Origin of the sequence: Alishewanella jeotgali KCTC 22429, assembly GCF_000245735.1 — a bacterium.
GTDB classification, from domain to species: Bacteria; Pseudomonadota; Gammaproteobacteria; order Enterobacterales; family Alteromonadaceae; genus Alishewanella; species Alishewanella jeotgali.
This window is the reverse complement of sequence record NZ_AHTH01000065.1, coordinates 1-17126: the sequence shown is the minus strand read 5'-3', so window position 1 is coordinate 17126 and position 17126 is coordinate 1. Positions and strand designations below refer to the sequence as shown.

Genomic DNA, 17126 nt, shown 5'->3' with positions numbered 1-17126 from the left:
ATGAAATACTTATCATCAAATTAAGCGACATAAGCTGCGACTATTAGTTCGCAGCGATTTTTTGTTTAACCTGCCGGGTTAACCAGCCCAACAGCGGAATATGCTGATAGACCATTTCGGTCAGATCATAGTAATCGCGGTGATAACAGATCCGTCCATCCTGCCAGGCCAGCTCGGTGCTACCGTGCACCAGAATTTCCTCACCCTTGGCAAAGGCCGGGTGACTAAAGCGCATCTGCCAGCTTAGAAAGCCCCGCTCGCCCTGACACAGGCCGCTTACCGGCGTAAAGCGGGCATAATTTAAGCGCTGATAACCATGAGCCAGATAGTGTTGTAACGCAGAGCGGCTATTAATTTCATGCACCGGATCAATAAACTGTACCTGTTCCGCATAATAGTCAGCGATGGCATCCAGACCATTCGCAGACAGACTGTTATAAAAATCTAAAAACGCTTGTAGTTTAGGGTCAAGCATCGACTGCCTCCGCCGCCTTACCTTTTACTGCTGCAAACAGCGCCAGCGTCTGTTTACGGGCCTCATTATGATCAACTATTGGCTTTACGTAGCCTTTGGGGGTGACCAGCCGGTGCGGCCAATGTAAATCCTTGCCAGTTTTCGCCGAGAGCTCTGGCACAAATTGCCGGATAAAGTCACCGCTAGGGTCAAAACGCTCGCTTTGAGTTACCGGATTAAAGATCCGGAAATAAGGTGCCGCATCCGTGCCGGTAGACGCGGCCCACTGCCAACCACCATTATTGGCAGCAAAGTCACCATCGAGCAGCTTTGACATAAAATATTGCTCGCCCCAGCGCCAATCAATATGTAAATCCTTAACCAGAAAGCTGGCAGTAATCATCCGCAGCCGGTTATGCATCCAGCCGGTTTGATTCAGCTGGCGCATGGCGGCATCCACGATCGGATAACCGGTTTCACCGTGACACCAGGCAGTAAAGCGTGCCTGCTCGTTTGGCCATTGGATCAGATCGGTCTCCGCCTGAAAGGCGCGGTGTTTGATTAAGTGAGGAAAGGCGACCAGGATATGCTTATAAAAATCGCGCCAAATCAGTTCAGACAACCAGACCGCCGCGCCGCTTTTCTCCTGCCACATCGCCTCTTTGGCCTCCAGTTGCAACCGGGCGACACACTGCTGTGCTGATATCACGCCGATGGCTAAATAAGGCGATAACTGTGAGGTACCGGCAATAGCCGGAAAGTCCCGCTCTTGCTGATAAGCGCTGACCCGCTGCTGACAAAAATTGCGCATCCGCGTCAGGATCTCCGCTTCGCTAACCGGCCAGTCGCCTGAGCTCTGATCCGGCGCTTGCATCGGCGCTAATGCCGGTAGCGACATTACGTGTTCCATTTGCAGCGTAGGCTTCGGATAACACTGAATACCGTCGGACGCCAGGCGCTGTAACCAGTTGCGCTTAAAGGGGGTAAAGACCTTATAGATCTCGCCTTGCTGGGTGCGGATACTACCAGGCGGCATAACGCAAAGCCGGTCAAACCAATGTGCGGCGACACCCTGCTGTGCTAATAAGGCGCTAACCTGCTGGTCGCGGCGCTGCTCGCGCAGTTCATATTCAACCTGCGCATACAGCGCCTTAACACCAAGTGGCAATAGCGCTGCGATTAATGGCGCGCAGCTGGCATAGTCACTGCCTTCCACCGCCAGCAGCGGAATATTCAACGTCGCCAGCTCTGTTTGCATCGCCTGCACGCGACGGCGCAGCAGATCCTGACGCAGCGGCGCCATCTGATGCGCGTTCCAGCTTTGTGGTGTGGCGATAAACAGCGCCAGCACAATGCCCTTGTCATGCGCTGCAGCGCTGCAGGCGGTATAGAGTGCCTGATTATCATAGACACGCAAATCATGTCTCAGCCAGACCAGATGTACAGGTGTTTGCATCAGGCGCGTAATCCTAATTGTTCCGGATAAGGGGCAAAGTAACTTTGCTGTTGTAAGTATTGGTTTGGATAGCGCCGCAGATGATGCTGTAATAAGGTCACCGGCGCTAACAGTGGTACGAAGCCGCGGCGGTAGCGATCAATCAGTTCGCTTAATTCAGCACGGCTGGCTGGCTCCAGCACTTTCTTAAAAAAGCCCTGTAAATGTTGCAGCACATTGGTATGTTGTTTACGGCTGGCAATTTGCCGCATCGCCTGCATTAACTCCGTCAGATAGCGCAGTTGCAACTCTTGCGGCTGAAATAACTTGGCTTCAGCGACCAGACGCCCCAGCTGCCGGTATGCTTGCGGACTATGCGCCAACAGCTGGAATTTATAGCGGCTGTGAAACGCCACCAACTTACCAATACTAAAGCCATCGCGCATACTTTGCTGGTAGTCATAACAGGCAAAAACCCGGGCGATAAAATTCTCCTTTAAGGCCGGATCCAGCAAGCGGCCATCTTCCTCCACCGGTAACCAGGGATAATGCTGCATCAGCTGCCGGGTATAAAGCCCGACCGCTTGTTTCCCCAGGTTATTACCTTCGGCATCATAAAGTTTTACCCGCTCCATGCCACAGCTTGGTGACTTGGCGCAAACAACATAACCACTTAAATCTGCCAGCTGCGGCAGCAGCTTAGCGGTGAAGCTCAGCATCTGCTCGGTGTAATCCAGACTATTATCGCGGGTTTGTACTAAACGGATCTGCTGCTCAGCATTATACTGCAGGCGAATTGGTGGTCGCGGCACACTCATGCCAATGGCTTGCTCCGGACACACCGGCACATACTCCACCAGGGGCTTTAACTGCTGCGTACAAAAGGTTGAAGCTTTATGCCCGCCGTCAAAGCGCACTTGCGCGCCCAGCACACAGGCACTGATGCCAATTTTAACTGCCATATTCTTTAACCCATAACTGACTTGTTTTCTTTACAGCACCGTAGTGCAAACGGATCAATCATCTTGAAAAAAAGCAAAAAAAAACGGTAGTTAGTTACCTAACTACCGTCTCTGTCGAAGATACAGCCCTACTTCTTACTGGTGCCTGTCTCAACCCGCGACTTTAATTTCTGTCCCGGGCGGAAAGTCACCACGCAGCGGGCCGAGATCGGAATGTCTTCACCGGTTTTCGGATTGCGTCCCGGTCGTTCATTCTTCACCCGCAGGTCGAAATTACCAAAGCCGGAAAGCTTAACCTGTTCGCCCGACTCCAGTGCCGTCCGGATTTCTTCAAAAAAAGCTTCCACTATCAGCTTGGCATCGCGTTTGCTCACGCCAAATTTGGTAAACAGACGTTCTGCTAAATCAGCTTTGGTAAGCGCCATCTTTAATCCCTCAACGTTGCGTCGAAATCATCTTTAAGCACGCTAACCACTTGATTTACCACTTGTTGGATATCTTTATCCTCAAGGGTACGCGCCTTATCCTGCAAGGTCAGCGCGATCGCCAGTGACTTAAAGCCGTCTGCGACACCCTGACCGGTGTATACGTCAAACAATTTTAGGTCAACTAACTGATTTACGCCAACTTTTTTTATACTAGCAACAATATCGGCAAAATGCACATCAGATTTCACCACAATCGCCAGATCGCGACGGTTCGCCGGATACTTCGACAGCTCCTGCGCCTGTACTATGTGCCGCTCGCCAAGTGCAGCCAGTTCTAATTCAAACAGATAGGCTTTGCCTTTAATGCCCAGCTTGCGCTCGGCTTCCGGATGTAAGGCCCCCAGATAACCTGCCGCCTGATCATTGACCCACACTTGCGCGGTTTGCCCCGGATGCAGTGCACTGTGCTCAGCGGCGCTAAAGCGTACCTGCTCATTGGCTGACAGCAAGCCCAATAAGGCTTCTACATCGCCTTTGATATCAAAGAAGTCTACTGGCCGCTCAGCGATACTCCAGTGCTCATTGGCCAGTGAACCAACAATCACACCGCCAATCACCGGTACCTGACGCACGCCACCTTCTGCTGTCGCATCCGGAATAAACTTCAGGCCATATTCAAATAAGCGTAAACGGTTTTGCTGCCGGCTTTGGTTATATTGCACGGCCTGCAGTAAACCTGGCCACAGGTTAAGCCGCATCGCCGACATATCGGCCGAAATCGGGTTTGGCAATACCAGCGCATCCACGCCCGGGAACAGGCTTTGCTGGACCTTAGGATCGACAAAGCTGTAGGTGATGGCTTCCTGATAACCACGGTTAACCAGTAGCTGGCGCATGGTGTCAACACTTAAGGCGGCTTCTTTAAAGCTGCGCATTTTCAGGGCGGCTACCGGCGCGACATTCGGAATATTGTTATAGCCATACACCCGCGCCACTTCTTCAATCAGATCTTCGGCGATACTGATATCAAAGCGATAGCCCGGTACCCCAACCTGCCAGCCGTCCGCTGTTTCAGTAACCTTTAAACCCAGCCGGCTTAGAATATCGCTGACTTCTGTTTTCGCGATCTGATGCCCCAGAATACGGTCAAGCTTAGCTTCCGTTAACAGGATCGGCGCTTTTTGTGGTAAATGCTCAGGCGCCACCGCTTCGACCACCGGACCGGCTTCCCCACCGACAATTTGCAGTAACAGCGCCGTTGCCCGCTCCATCGCCGTGCGTTGCAGCTCAGGATCAACACCGCGCTCATAACGATGTGACGCATCGGTGTGCAAACCGTATTGCCGTGCTTTACCAGCAATAAGCTGCGGTGCAAAGAAGGCGCTTTCGAGGAAAATATCCGTCGTTTCCGCCGTTACACCACTGTGCAGGCCGCCGAAAATACCGGCCATCGCCAGTGCTTTTTGCTGGTCAGCAATCAGTAAGGTATTGTCTTGCAGCGTGACCTCGTTGCCATCGAGCAACGTCAGTTTTTCACCACTGTGAGCAAAGCGCACCTGAATATCACCGTCCAGCTTCGCCAGATCAAAGGCATGCATCGGATGACCGAGCTCCAGCAGCACATAGTTGGTGACATCCACTACCGGATCAATACTGCGGACACCACAGCGGCGCAGTTTTTCGGTTAACCACAGTGGACTTGCGGCACTGAGATTAACATTACGGATCACCCGGCCTAAATAACGTGGGCAGGCCGCCGGTGCCAGTAGCTGAATGGCTTTGCTGTCACTGATAGTGGCTGGCACCGCGCTAATTTCCGGCTCACAGACGCTCAGTTTATTCAGTACTGCGACTTCCCGCGCCAGCCCCTTAATGCCCAGACAATCGGCACGGTTTGGCGTTAGGTCTACTTCGATACTCAAATCATCCAGCGCTAAATACTGGCGCAGGTCCTGACCGATTGGCGCATCGGCCGGTAACTCAATAATGCCGTCTGAATCATCCGCCATGCCAAGCTCAGAGAACGAACATAGCATGCCATGCGATGGCTGACCGCGTAACTTAGCCTGTTTAATTTCAAAGTTACCCGGTAACACGGCACCAACGGTAGCAACAGCCACTTTAAGACCAAGACGGCAGTTTCTAGCACCGCAGACGATATCCAGTAGCTCGGCGCCACCGATATTTACTTTAGTTACCTGCAGTTTATCCGCTTCCGGATGCTTACCACACTCGACGACTTCGCCCACTACCACACCGTGGAAATCACCAGCAACCTTGTCCATACCGTCCACTTCCAGACCGGCCATCGACAACTGTTCAGATAAGGCTGTGCTATCCAGTGCCGGATTCACCCATTCCCGTAACCAGGATTCACTAAATTTCATTGCTTGCTACTCCGCTTATCTGAACTGCTTTAAGAAACGAACATCATTTTCGAAGAAGGCGCGCAGATCGGTCACACCGTAGCGCAACATCGTCAGCCGCTCTACGCCCATACCAAAGGCAAAACCGCTATACACTTCAGGGTCGATACCAACCGAACGCAACACATTCGGGTGCACCATACCGCAGCCCAATACCTCCAGCCATTTACCATTCTTACCCATCACATCCACTTCGGCGGATGGCTCAGTAAAGGGGAAGAACGACGGCCGGAAACGGATTTTTAAGTCTTCTTCGAAGAAGTTATGTAAAAAGTCATGCAGGATACCTTTGAGCTCGGTAAAGCTGACATTTTTATCCACCATCAAACCTTCCACCTGGTGGAACATCGGGGTGTGAGTCATGTCGTAATCGTTACGATACACGCGGCCGGGTGAAATAATCCGCAGTGGTGGCTGTTGCTGCTCCATAGTACGGATCTGCACACCCGAAGTCTGGGTGCGCAACATCAGTTTCGGATTAAAATAAAAGGTATCGTGATCGGCCCGAGCCGGGTGATGCTCCGGAATATTCAGCGCATCAAAGTTGTGGAAATCGTCTTCAATTTCCGGGCCCTGCTTGGTTTCAAAACCCAGCTCAGCGAAAAAGCTCTCGATCCGCGCGATAGTGCGGCTGACCGGATGCAGACCACCTTGCTCCAGAGTACGGCCTGGCAGGGTAACATCAATTTTTTCCTGTGCCAGCTTGGCCAGTAATTGGGCTTGCTGCAGCGCATCACGCTTCTCATTCAGCGCGTCCTGAACCTGCTGCTTTAACTCGTTAATATGCTGGCCGGCCAGCTTACGCGCTTCCGGATCCATCGCGCCTAAAGATTTCAGCAGCTCAGTAATGCTGCCTTTTTTGCCCATAAAGGTTACGCGAACCTCTTCCAGAGCCGGAATATCGTTAGCCGCAGCTACTGCGGCCAGCGCTTCTTGTAATATCGCTGACAGGTTCATGGTTATCCTCAGTGTCACCAGGATTGATAATTATCAAAGCCGCTAATCATACAATAAAATGCGGCCGCCACGCAGTGCACGTTAAGGATTTTTTTAGACTTTTTCAGTAAAACGGCCTTTAACCGGCTTGCAGGGTTTCGCGGATAAAGGGGATGGTCAGCTTACGCTGATGCACGATGGAAGCTTTATCCAGCCGATCCAGGATACTGACCAATGAGCGGATATCCCGATCATGATGATTCAGCAGATAACGCGCCGCTTCATCCGGCAACTCAATACCGCGCAAGCGGGCCTTTTGTTGCAACAGCTTCTGTTTGTCGTCATCACTTAATAATCGCAGTTGAAAGCTGGTACAGGCGTGTAAGCGCGAAACCAGATCCGGCAGGGTAATCCCCAGCTGTTGTGGCGCCTGATTACCGACAATGATCAGGGCTTTGCCTTGCTCAACCAGACGGTTGTAAAGATCAAAAATTGCCACTTGCCAGTGCAACTCGCCGGCAATAGCCTGAATGTTATCCAAACAGACCAAATCCAGCTGCTCCAGATTATCCAGCAGCCGGGGACTGAGCTCTGCCATATTCTCTAATGTCAGTAGCTGACTGGTTAGGCCCTGCTCCTGCGCCTGCACACAAGCGGCATACAATAAATGCGATTTGCCGCTGCCGCTGGCACCGAACAGATAAACCGGTGCCTGGCCAGCGGGTTGTCGCAGGTAATGCTTTAAAAAATTGACCGCCGGGCTCTCTGCCGCCGCATAAAAGCTATCCAGGGTTTCATCCTCTGGCAGCGTCACCGCCAGCGTAAACTGCAATGGCTGCATTCAGGGACGAGTTAGCTGATAAACGGCCAGGGGCGCATCTGTAACCACCGGCGCCGGATTAGCCCAGTCAAAAGCTGGCGGTGCACTATTGTCGGTTAACAGCTGCAGGCTGGGTTCAAAGTTAAGCAGTTGCAGTAATTGCGCTGGTGATACCTGAATCGTCAGCTGCAGCTCGGTTTGTTGCTGGCCCTGACTGAGCAACTTTACCTGCTTAATGCCCAGGGTTGCAGCCAAGGTCCGCTCCAACAGCACTACATCCCGCAAACTGCTGGTACCCTGCACCCGGATCCGCACCTGCTGCTCGGCCGCCGGATCCAATAAAATGGCATATTGCCGCGCCAACTGCTGACTGAGCAAGGCGGCATAATCGCGCAGTAAGCTCTGTTGATCGGTGCCGGTTAGCTCATCACGCTGTTGTTGCCCGGCCTGCTGGCGGATCGCTGTCAGGCGCCATTCGGTATCGCTGCTCTGCTCCAGTAATAACAGCACCACTTCATTGACCCGATAACGACTGCTGGCCAATAAAATCGGCTCCCAGAAACCGCCCCAGACGTCATTTTCGGTTAGATTCAATAAGTCATCGATATCATAAAGCGGCAAGGTTAAAGGTAGCGCCTGCTCAGCCATCACCTGGGTCAGGGCTTGCAACCAGGGGTCATCACTCTGCCGTACAAAGCGGCGCTCGCTGCCGGCTTGCTCAACAATCCAGAACAACATTTCCGGCCGCTGACCGCCCCAGATCGGGATCTGAAGTTGCTGCAGTAAAGTACGGATCCGCTCGGCATCCAACAGTACCCGCACCCTGTTGCCGGCTTCGCCTCTGACGGCTTCGAACTGCTTCACATAGCTGGCGGCATTATTCAGCTCAGCACGTAGCTCGCTACGCTGCATAATATCCGGGTTACCAGTGACCCGAGCCAGGATCTGCGTCAGTGCTTCCCGTTGCCATTGTTGCTGAGTTTGCTCGGCACTCACTTCAGCCTGATACAGCTCAGGCTTAGCCATTACAGCGCTGCTGAACAGCAACCAACTGCTTAACAGCACACACCAAATTTTCTGCACCATGCACACTCCTGTTTTCTTTACTTCAGCAACGGTGTTACCGACTAGCTAAGCACGATAGAATAAAGCCACCTGACGGTGGCTTTATTCTGACGGTATTACCCGAGATTCACGCCTAAGCGTTGCGCCACTTCCTCGTAGGCTTCAACTACGCCGCCAAGGCCCTGGCGGAAGCGATCTTTATCCAGTTTTTTGCGGGTTGCTTTATCCCACAGCCGGCAACCGTCTGGCGAGAACTCATCACCCAACACGATTTGGCCATTAAACAAACCGAACTCCAGTTTAAAGTCAACCAGCAGCATACCGGCAGCATCAAACAGCGCAGATAATACTTCGTTAGCTTTGTAGGTCAGACGCTTCATTTCTGCCAGTTGCTCCGCCGTGGCCCAGCCAAAGGATACCGCCAGTGATTCATTGACCATAGGGTCGTGCAGCGCGTCGTTCTTTAAAAACAGCTCAAAAGTCGGCGGCGTCAACTGCTGCCCTTCGCTGACACCCAGACGGCGCACTAAAGAACCGGCAGCATAATTGCGGATCACGCACTCTACCGGAATCATCGTTAATTTTTTTACCAGTACTTCATCGTCACTCAGTAACTGCTCGGCTTGCGTCGGGATCCCGGCCTGCTCCAGCTTTTGCATGATAAAGAAGTTAAACTTATTGTTGATCATGCCTTTGCGATCGAGCTGCTCAATACGCTCACCGTCAAAGGCTGAGGTATCGTTGCGAAAGTGTAATACCAGCAGATTCTCATCTGTGGTGTGATACACAGTCTTGGCTTTTCCACGGTACAGCTCTGTTGTCTTTTGAACCATTTTTTACTCCGGACGGCGGGCACTGAAAATCAGGCGCAAAGTATAATGGGCTTTGGCCTGTTCGCAAATGACTTTTTTACCGCAGCTTAGAATTCTAAGCCGGCAGCGCGGATTGCCGCCACCATAGGTTCATACAACGCAGCAACCAGTGCCGGCGGCAGTGGCTCGCCACTCTTATCCTGCCAGGAAATCGCCGTACCTGTGCCGTTGTGGCGACTCAGCACTAACTGATATTCGCCATCCTCCAGCGGCAGGCTCAGCGGCGCATCCCGGAAGGTAATAGTGCGCCAGATGCCGCGTGTTGGTTTGGTATAGCTGACATAATAAGTCAGCACCGAGCGGTCAAAATCCGTTACCGTCAAATTTAATTCCGGGAATAACAATTCCAGCTGTGACCAGGTCACATCTGTTGGCTGACGTGTGAGCAGCGCCGGGTTACCAGCCTGATCCAAGCCCGGTTCCAACGATACTTCAGCCACAGCCAGCCGCTGTTCACGGGCAGCTTGTATTTCCGCAATCGCAACCTGGTTAATAATGCGGTTTAACACATTCACTTCGTTAGCCTTGGCGTCCTGAACGCTGAGCTGTTCACCGGCGACAAAATATTGGTGCTCAAGCAAGGTTGAGGTCATGCTCAATGAGCGGCCATGTGGTCGCGGTGCCAGTTCAATTTGGTAGCGAACCTGATCAACCGGATTCTCGCTCTTCCATAGCCAGAAACCTGAGCTACGTGAACGTTGGATCCAGCCGGTTTCATAACGTAAGCCGGCATCGTCAAGTTGGGTCAACTCAACCTGTTGTGCCGCGAAAAAATCCCGTAACTGTTGCTGAATAAAGGGCAATAAATCGCCGGTAAGATCGTTACGTTCGAACCACACCCGCGACAGTTTTTCTTCCTCTTCCAACCGGCTGCTGCTGGCGGTGGCCAGGATCAAGGTGGGTGGTTTCTTGTTAGCGATCTGACCCGATACCGGTGCCACCGCAGGGATATCAAAAGCAGCAGGTTGATTCGGTTTGGCTAAACCTTCAGGAATACGCAAATTAACCTGCGAGGTACTTGGGGTTTCTGTTGTTTCTTTGTCAAAAAAGGCACAGCCGCTTAACAGCACGCTGACCGCTACACATCCTTTAGCCCACTTTTGCACCTATACTACTCCTGCTTCTCAATACCGGCTTGTTGTAATGCCTGTTCGATTGTACTTTGATAAATTGGTTCCAACTGCGTCAACGGCAAGCGCAGAAAATCTGACTGGATCAGCCCCATCTGCAGCAAAGCCCACTTGGTTGGGATCGGGTTGGATTCGATAAAAAGATCGCGATGTAACGCCTGCAGCCGGCTATCCAGTACTTTAGCCGTGGCGGCATCACCCTGCGCCGCAGCGCGGCAAATTGCTGCCATAGCAGCCGGCGCGACGTTGGCAGTCACCGAAATCACGCCATGACCACCTTGTAACATAAATTCGGCGAAACTGGCATCATCACCGCTGAACAATAAAAAGTCAGCCGGACACAAGGCCTGTAACTCAGCCAAACGGGCCAACGAGCCAGTTGCTTCTTTAATGCCGACGATATTGGGTACCTTCGCCAGCTCGGCAACCGTTTCGGCTTTCAAGTCGACACCGGTCCGCCCTGGCACGTTATATAAGAAAATCGCTTTATCAGTAGCCGCAGCTACCGCCTGAAAATGCGCCAGCATGCCTTTTTGGGTTGGCTTGTTGTAAAAAGGCGTAACAGTAAGATAACCGTCTATCGGAAGATCAGCAAAAAACCGGGTTTTCTCAACCGCCTCAGCAGTCGACATAGCGCCGTTTCCGACCAACACCGGGATCCGTCCGGCAACCTGCTGACACACCTGCTTTAATGCTGCATGTTGCTCTGTCAGACTCAGCGTCGCGGCTTCACCTGTGGTTCCCATAATGACCAGACCATCGCTACCCTGCTTCAGGTGAAAATCGACCAGTGTATGTAAACTGTCATAATCTACCTGCCCCTGTGCGGTCATGGGGGTGATCAGTGCAACGAAACTACCTCTGAACATCTTAAGTTGGCTCCACGAATAAATTTACGGCCGCCTATGTTAAAGACAGAACCCCGGAAACACAAGGAGACTGTTTACCGGCTAGCATTGCCGCTTCGAGCAGTGACTTTAGATGGCACTATGCTAAACTGCGACTCCTTTATTTCCAGCGACACCATAGGAAAACTATGCCCCAACAACTGGTTGTGACCGCCATTGGCCCAGACCGCACCGGCATTGTCAGTAAACTGGCGCGACTGGTTACCGAATGTAACTGCAATATAATCGATAGCCGGATGGCAATCTTTGGTAGTGAGTTTACCTTTATTATGTTACTGGCCGGCGATCTGGCCGCCATCAGTCGCATTGAGCATTTATTACCCGCTCTGGGCTTAGAGCTTGATCTGACTACCATGACAAAACGTACAACAGGCCGTCCGCGCACCCAGGTGGTTGCACATTATGTGTTGGACTATAGCGGTCCAGATCGGGTTGGTACGCTCGGCGCTATTACCGGTTTGCTAGCCAGCCACAATATTTATATCGGCTCACTGCAATCTGAAACCTTTACCGAGCAAGATAAAATAATGATGCACACCCAGATGACACTGGAGCTACCCGAAGGCGTAAACGCCAGCATTATTGCAACAGAATTAACCGGTTTAATGCAGCAACTTGGCCTGAGCGGACACTTTCAGGCCCAACAATAAGGATACATTATGCAAACACTGACTGCCGGCCAGCAGGCGCCCGACTTTACCCTGCCCGATCAACAGCAACAACCAACCAAGCTGTCAGCCTTACTGCAACAAAGCAGAGTGTTACTGTATTTTTACCCGAAAGCGATGACCCCGGGTTGCACAGTACAAGCCTGTGCGCTGCGCGATAGCAACGCCGAACTACAGGCGCTCGGTGTCACTGTGGTGGGTATCAGCACCGATGCCCCCGCCAAACTTGCCAAGTTTGCCCAGCGCGACCAGCTGAATTTTCTGCTGCTCGGCGATGAAACGCATCAGGTTGCAGCAGCCTTTGGTGTTTGGGGACCCAAGAAGTTTATGGGCAAAGAGTATGATGGCCTGCATCGTGTCAGTTTCCTGATCAATCAGGACGGCAGCATCGCTAAGGTATTTGATAATTTCAAAACCAGTAACCATCACCAGGTGGTGCTGGACTACCTGAAGTCTTAATTCGCCGCTAAACCGGGTCAAGTTACCGGATCTTGCTTGGGCAGCAGTTCACCCTGCTGCTAGTATCTGAAACGATATCAAATGGCAGCCTGGCTGCTCGCAACAGGAGCTGAATATGAACAAGACGCTACGTCTCTCACTACTCTCTTTAGGTTTACTCGTCACCTCACTAAGCGCAGTGGCGCAACAGCTGAACACCGAAAAGGCCACACTGCAAATGGATACCGTAGCAACGGGTCTGGAACATCCGTGGGGATTAGCCTTTTTACCAGACGGTCGCATGCTGGTCACCGAACGTAACGGCAATCTTCGTTATGTCAGCGCCAATGGCGAGCTGAGCAAGCCGTTAACGGGTGTTCCTACCGTACTGGCCGCTGGTCAGGGTGGTTTACTGGATGTGATTTTACATCCGGACTTTGCGACCACCCGGCAAATTTATCTTAGCTATACCGAGCCAGGCGCCGAAAATACCAGTAGCACAGCCGTAGCGCTTGCTACCCTCGGTGAGACGGGCCTGAGTGATGTTAAAGTCGTCTTTAGTGCCCAGCCAAAATTCGCCAGCCGGCATCATTTTGGCAGCCGTCTGGTGGTAACACCGGATCGTAAGCTGTTCGTGACCTTAGGTGATCGCGGTGCCCGGCGCCATGATGCCCAGACCTTTGATACCCATCACGGCAAGGTAGTACGCCTGGAACTGGATGGCCAGATCCCGGCGGATAACCCTTATGTAAAGGACAGCGCGGTGTTGGATGACATCTGGTCTTATGGTCATCGCAATATTCAGGGCGCAGCGCTGCATCCGACGACCGCCGAGCTTTGGACCCATGAGCATGGTCCTCAGGGTGGCGATGAAATTAATATCGCCCGGGCAACACTAAACTATGGCTGGCCGGTGATCACCTATGGTGAAGAATACGGTGGCGGCAAAATCGGCCAAACCGAGAAAGACGGTATGGAACAACCACTGCATAAATGGACACCCTCGATTGCACCAAGTGGTATGGCGTTCTACTTAAGCGACGCCATTCCGGGCTGGCAAAACAACCTGCTGGTCGGCTCGCTGCGTTTCGGGCAACTGGTGCGCTTAGAGCTGGATGGCGACAAAGTCAGTCATGAGGAACGTATTATGATCGGGCAGCGGATCCGCGATGTCCGTCAGGGTCCCGATGGCGCTGTTTATCTGTTAACCGATCAGGCCAATGGTCAACTGTTACGGTTACGGGCAGCCGCTAACTGATGCTCAGGCCTAGTCTAAAACCTGTTACCGCCAGCATTATGCTGGCGGTATCGTCTGGCGCTCTGGCTCAGACGCCTGAAGTCATTGTTATTACCGCCAATGCCCAGCAGCAACGCTGGCTGGATGCCGCAGCAAGTATCGAAGTCCGCGCTCTGCCCCGCAGTGGCCTGTTAATTGATAGTGGCCAGTTACTGCAGGGTATTCCGGGCTTACAGGTCGACAGCCGCGCGAACTTCGCGCAGGACACCCGGCTGAGTATTCGCGGTTTTGGCAGTCGCAGCGCCTTTGGCGTGCGCGGGATCTATTTGTCACAGGATGGTATTCCAATTTCCGCGCCCGATGGTCAGGGGCAATTATCCAGTGTGTTACTGGATAATATTGCCGAAATCGAGGTGTTACGCGGGCCACTGGCAGTACTTTATGGTAATGGCGCTGGCGGGGTCATTGCCTTGCGCACCGCAACTGAGGCCACGGCACGCGCCGGGACAGCGCTGGCAGTCAGTCAGCAGCATCAGCAATACCAGTTAGCGGGCCGACAACAGCTCGGCCAGCATCAGTTTAGCCTGGCGGCAAAGCACTTTGAAAGCGATGGCTTTCGCCCGCATTCTGCCGCCCGCAAGCAGCAACTGCAGGGACTCTGGCAAACACAGCTTGCAGACTCGCTAAGCGCCAGTCTGCGACTGGACTTCGCCTATGACCCCTTATTACAGGATCCGCTCAGCCTCACGCCGACACAGTGGCGCGCCGATCCGAAACAAACTGTGAGCCAGGCACAACAATTCGATACCACGAAAAGCACCCGGCAACGCCAACTTAGCCTGGCTCTGCAACAAAGCGGTCACAGCCCCTGGCAACTGGCGCTATGGCGCGGTGAGCGTGAAGTCACGCAACGCCTCGCCTTTACCGGGGCAGCCATTACCTCAGCTGGCGGTGATATAGCACTGGATAGGCAATATCAGGGCGTGAATGGTCAATATAGCTGGCGCCTTACAGACGTCCTGCAAAGTACCGTAGGTGGTGCCTGGGTAAGTAGTGATGATGAGCGCCAGGGTTTCGTCAACAATTTTGGGCAACGTGGTGATTTGCGCCGCGATGAAACCAATCTGGCGGAGAATCGCGATCTGTTCTGGCGTTTGCACTGGCAAGCAACAGCAAAGCTAAGTGTTGATGCTGGTTTGCGTTATACCGAGCTGAGTTATCAGATCCGGGACCGTTTTATTCAGGGTGCTAACCCGGATGATAGTGGCCGTAAAAATTACTATCAACAGGCGGCCGCTATGGGCTTGAATTACCGGCTCAATGACTCGTTGTCCTGGTTTATCAGCACAGGACTGGGGTTTGAAGCCCCGACCCTGGCAGAGCTGGCATATAAACCTGAGGGAAGTGGCCTGAATCTGGCACTGCTGGCCAGCGAAAACCGCCAGTGGGAGAGCGGTGTCAAATATGCTGCCAGCCGAGCGCGTTTTAGTGTCAGTGCCTTTAGCATCCGCAGCAGCGATGAGTTACTGGTTGCCAGCTCAGACAACGGCCGTACCAGCTTTCGTAACGCCGGTGCGACCGCCCGCCAGGGACTGGAGTTTTACTGGCAGCAACAACTTACACCGGCCTTATCACAGCAAGTCGCACTAACCTATCTGGATGCACAATTCGATAGTGCCGAACTTGCCGGCAAGCGTATTCCCGGTGTCGCCAGGCTGGATAGCCACTGGCAATTAAGCTGGCAACCCTGGTTAACCAGGCCGCTGTTTCTGGAGTGGACCAGCCGTTACCGCGATCAGATCGCGATTAATGATCAAAACAGCGACTTCGCCCCGGCAAGCCTTAGCTTCGATCTGTCACTGCACAGCACGCAGCAACTGGGGCAATGGCAAGTACGCAGCTGGCTGCAACTGCAGAATCTGACCGACCGCAATAATGTCGGCGCTGTGGTGGTGAATCAAAGCAATGGCCGGGCCTTTGAAAGCGCGCCTGGCCGGCAGCTCAGTGCCGGTATCAATCTGGATTACTTGTGGTAAATTGTGGCAAGCCATGGTAAGTACTTTTTGCTAAGTCGCCTGATAACACCTCAGGTATGATAAGGCTTAGCAACGCATCATGAGCATAAGCAGTGCCAACGCACTGCTTATGCTGCGACAGGAGCCGGTCAGGCGGCAGATTCGGTCGGATGCAGCCGCTCAGACCAGGCTTTGGCCGTGGCTTTGACCAAAGACGCCAACGGGATAGCGAAGAATACCCCCCAGAAGCCGAACAAGCCGCCAAAAAACAGCACCGCCACGATAATATAAACCGGATTAAGATCGACCACTTCGGAAAATAGCAACGGTACCAGTACATTACCATCCAGCGCCTGAATAATGGCATAGGCCAGCATCAGATAGCCAAATTCCGCGGTAAAGCCCCACTGGAACAGCGCCACCACTGCCACCGGTAAGGTGACGACGGCAGCACCGATATAAGGAATAAGGACGGATAAACCAACCAGGATCCCCAGTAACAGTGCGTAGTTCAGCCCAAACAAGTAAAACACCAGATAACTGACGGCGCCGACAATCAGGATCTCAAGCATCTTGCCGCGGATATAGTTCATGATCTGCACGTTCATTTCATGCCAGACCTGGCCAATCAGCTTACGCTCGTTCGGCAGGAACTGCACAAAGCCACTGATCAGCTGTGCTTTATCTTTTAACATAAAAAACACCATTACCGGCACCAGCACCAGATAAATCAGCAACGCTACCAGATTCACCAGTGACGCCAGTGACATCGACAGCATCTGACGGCCAAAGGCCATCACCCGCTCTTCAACCGAGTGCATCAGTAACAGGATCTGCTCGTCACTGACCATGCCAGGCAGTAACTCTGGCAGCTCGAGCAAATAGGTCCGGCCCAGCTCAATCATCTGCGGCAAGTCTTTTAGTAGGTTCCGGCCCTGATACCAGGCCAGCGGCACTATCCACATTAATACTAATGTCAGTACCCCCATAAACCCCAGCACCACAACGGATGTACTCAGAGTACGGCTGAGTCCCATGCGGCATAATTTTGAAACCGGCCACTCCAGCAGATAAGCAACAGCAATCGATACCAGCACTGGCGCCAGCATCCCGCTTAACCAGTAGATGCCAAGAAAACCCAAAACCAGGATCAGAAATAAGGTCACAACCTGCGGATCAGAAAACTTATTGGTGTACCACTTTTTTAGCCAGTCGAGCATAATCGCCAAAACCTGTAAGTTAAGTGCCTGCCAGTATAACAAGTTCCGCTAAGAATACATCGCTCAGTATTAACAATTCAACGCAGCCATTTTGCGTTCCAACCACCAGCAC

Annotated in this window: 16 protein-coding genes; 4 read left to right on the top strand and 12 right to left on the bottom strand. The window is 52.6% G+C overall.

What is annotated here, in order from left to right; genetic code table 11:
• Positions 1-43 precede the first annotated feature (43 nt).
• The 11 genes from AJE_RS17750 to dapA all read right to left on the bottom strand — a co-directional run bounded on the left by AJE_RS17750 (position 44) and on the right by dapA (position 11397).
• Positions 44-475, bottom strand: coding sequence for a nuclear transport factor 2 family protein (locus AJE_RS17750; protein ID WP_008952001.1), 432 nt, complete (start codon positions 473-475; stop codon positions 44-46).
• Positions 468-1910 (bottom strand): deoxyribodipyrimidine photo-lyase, encoded by a 1443-nt coding sequence (gene phrB, locus AJE_RS17745; RefSeq protein WP_008952000.1) that lies wholly within the window; start codon positions 1908-1910, stop codon positions 468-470. The genes AJE_RS17750 and phrB overlap by 8 nt, the downstream gene beginning before the upstream one ends.
• A complete protein-coding gene (locus tag AJE_RS17740) occupies positions 1910-2851 on the bottom strand; it encodes a YbgA family protein (RefSeq protein WP_008951999.1) in 942 nt (313 codons plus the stop codon). The genes phrB and AJE_RS17740 overlap by 1 nt, the downstream gene beginning before the upstream one ends.
• A 128-nt stretch (positions 2852-2979) precedes the next feature.
• Positions 2980-3276 (bottom strand): integration host factor subunit alpha, encoded by a 297-nt coding sequence (ihfA, locus tag AJE_RS17735; protein ID WP_008610466.1) that lies wholly within the window; start codon positions 3274-3276, stop codon positions 2980-2982.
• A 2-nt stretch (positions 3277-3278) separates the two neighbouring features.
• Positions 3279-5666 carry a phenylalanine--tRNA ligase subunit beta gene (pheT, locus tag AJE_RS17730; RefSeq protein ID WP_008951998.1) on the bottom strand — a complete coding sequence of 796 codons (2388 nt, stop codon included), beginning with the start codon at positions 5664-5666 and terminating at the stop codon, positions 3279-3281.
• 15 nt (positions 5667-5681) lie between these two features.
• Complete coding sequence (gene pheS, locus AJE_RS17725) at positions 5682-6662, bottom strand: phenylalanine--tRNA ligase subunit alpha (RefSeq protein WP_008951997.1); 981 nt, start codon at positions 6660-6662, stop codon at positions 5682-5684.
• Between the two features lie 118 nt (positions 6663-6780).
• Positions 6781-7482 (bottom strand): DnaA regulatory inactivator Hda, encoded by a 702-nt coding sequence (gene hda, locus AJE_RS17720; RefSeq protein WP_008951996.1) that lies wholly within the window; start codon positions 7480-7482, stop codon positions 6781-6783.
• A complete protein-coding gene (locus AJE_RS17715; RefSeq protein ID WP_008951995.1) occupies positions 7483-8547 on the bottom strand; it encodes a DUF2066 domain-containing protein in 1065 nt (354 codons plus the stop codon).
• Between the two features lie 95 nt (positions 8548-8642).
• Positions 8643-9359 (bottom strand): phosphoribosylaminoimidazolesuccinocarboxamide synthase, encoded by a 717-nt coding sequence (purC, locus tag AJE_RS17710; RefSeq protein ID WP_008951994.1) that lies wholly within the window; start codon positions 9357-9359, stop codon positions 8643-8645.
• Between the two features lie 86 nt (positions 9360-9445).
• Positions 9446-10504: an outer membrane protein assembly factor BamC gene (gene bamC, locus AJE_RS17705; RefSeq protein ID WP_008951993.1), complete on the bottom strand. Its 1059-nt coding sequence runs from the start codon at positions 10502-10504 to the stop codon at positions 9446-9448.
• 5 nt (positions 10505-10509) lie between these two features.
• Positions 10510-11397 (bottom strand): 4-hydroxy-tetrahydrodipicolinate synthase, encoded by an 888-nt coding sequence (gene dapA / locus AJE_RS17700; RefSeq protein ID WP_039929005.1) that lies wholly within the window; start codon positions 11395-11397, stop codon positions 10510-10512.
• A 167-nt stretch (positions 11398-11564) separates the two neighbouring features.
• Between dapA and AJE_RS17695 the strand changes: the two genes are divergently transcribed.
• The 4 genes from AJE_RS17695 (at position 11565) to AJE_RS17680 (ending at position 15815) form a co-directional block, all read left to right on the top strand.
• Complete coding sequence (locus AJE_RS17695) at positions 11565-12086, top strand: glycine cleavage system transcriptional repressor (protein WP_008610455.1); 522 nt, start codon at positions 11565-11567, stop codon at positions 12084-12086.
• A 9-nt stretch (positions 12087-12095) separates the two neighbouring features.
• The gene (bcp, locus tag AJE_RS17690) at positions 12096-12563 is read left to right on the top strand and encodes a thioredoxin-dependent thiol peroxidase (protein ID WP_008610454.1); all 468 of its coding nucleotides are present in this window, start codon (positions 12096-12098) and stop codon (positions 12561-12563) included.
• Between the two features lie 115 nt (positions 12564-12678).
• Positions 12679-13800: a PQQ-dependent sugar dehydrogenase gene (locus AJE_RS17685; RefSeq protein ID WP_008610453.1), complete on the top strand. Its 1122-nt coding sequence runs from the start codon at positions 12679-12681 to the stop codon at positions 13798-13800.
• Positions 13800-15815 carry a TonB-dependent receptor family protein gene (locus tag AJE_RS17680; protein ID WP_008951991.1) on the top strand — a complete coding sequence of 672 codons (2016 nt, stop codon included), beginning with the start codon at positions 13800-13802 and terminating at the stop codon, positions 15813-15815. The genes AJE_RS17685 and AJE_RS17680 overlap by 1 nt, the downstream gene beginning before the upstream one ends.
• 128 nt (positions 15816-15943) lie before the next feature.
• On the opposite strand, the gene AJE_RS17675 is transcribed toward AJE_RS17680, so the two are convergent.
• Complete coding sequence (locus tag AJE_RS17675; RefSeq protein ID WP_008951990.1) at positions 15944-17014, bottom strand: AI-2E family transporter; 1071 nt, start codon at positions 17012-17014, stop codon at positions 15944-15946.
• Positions 17015-17126 lie beyond the last annotated feature (112 nt).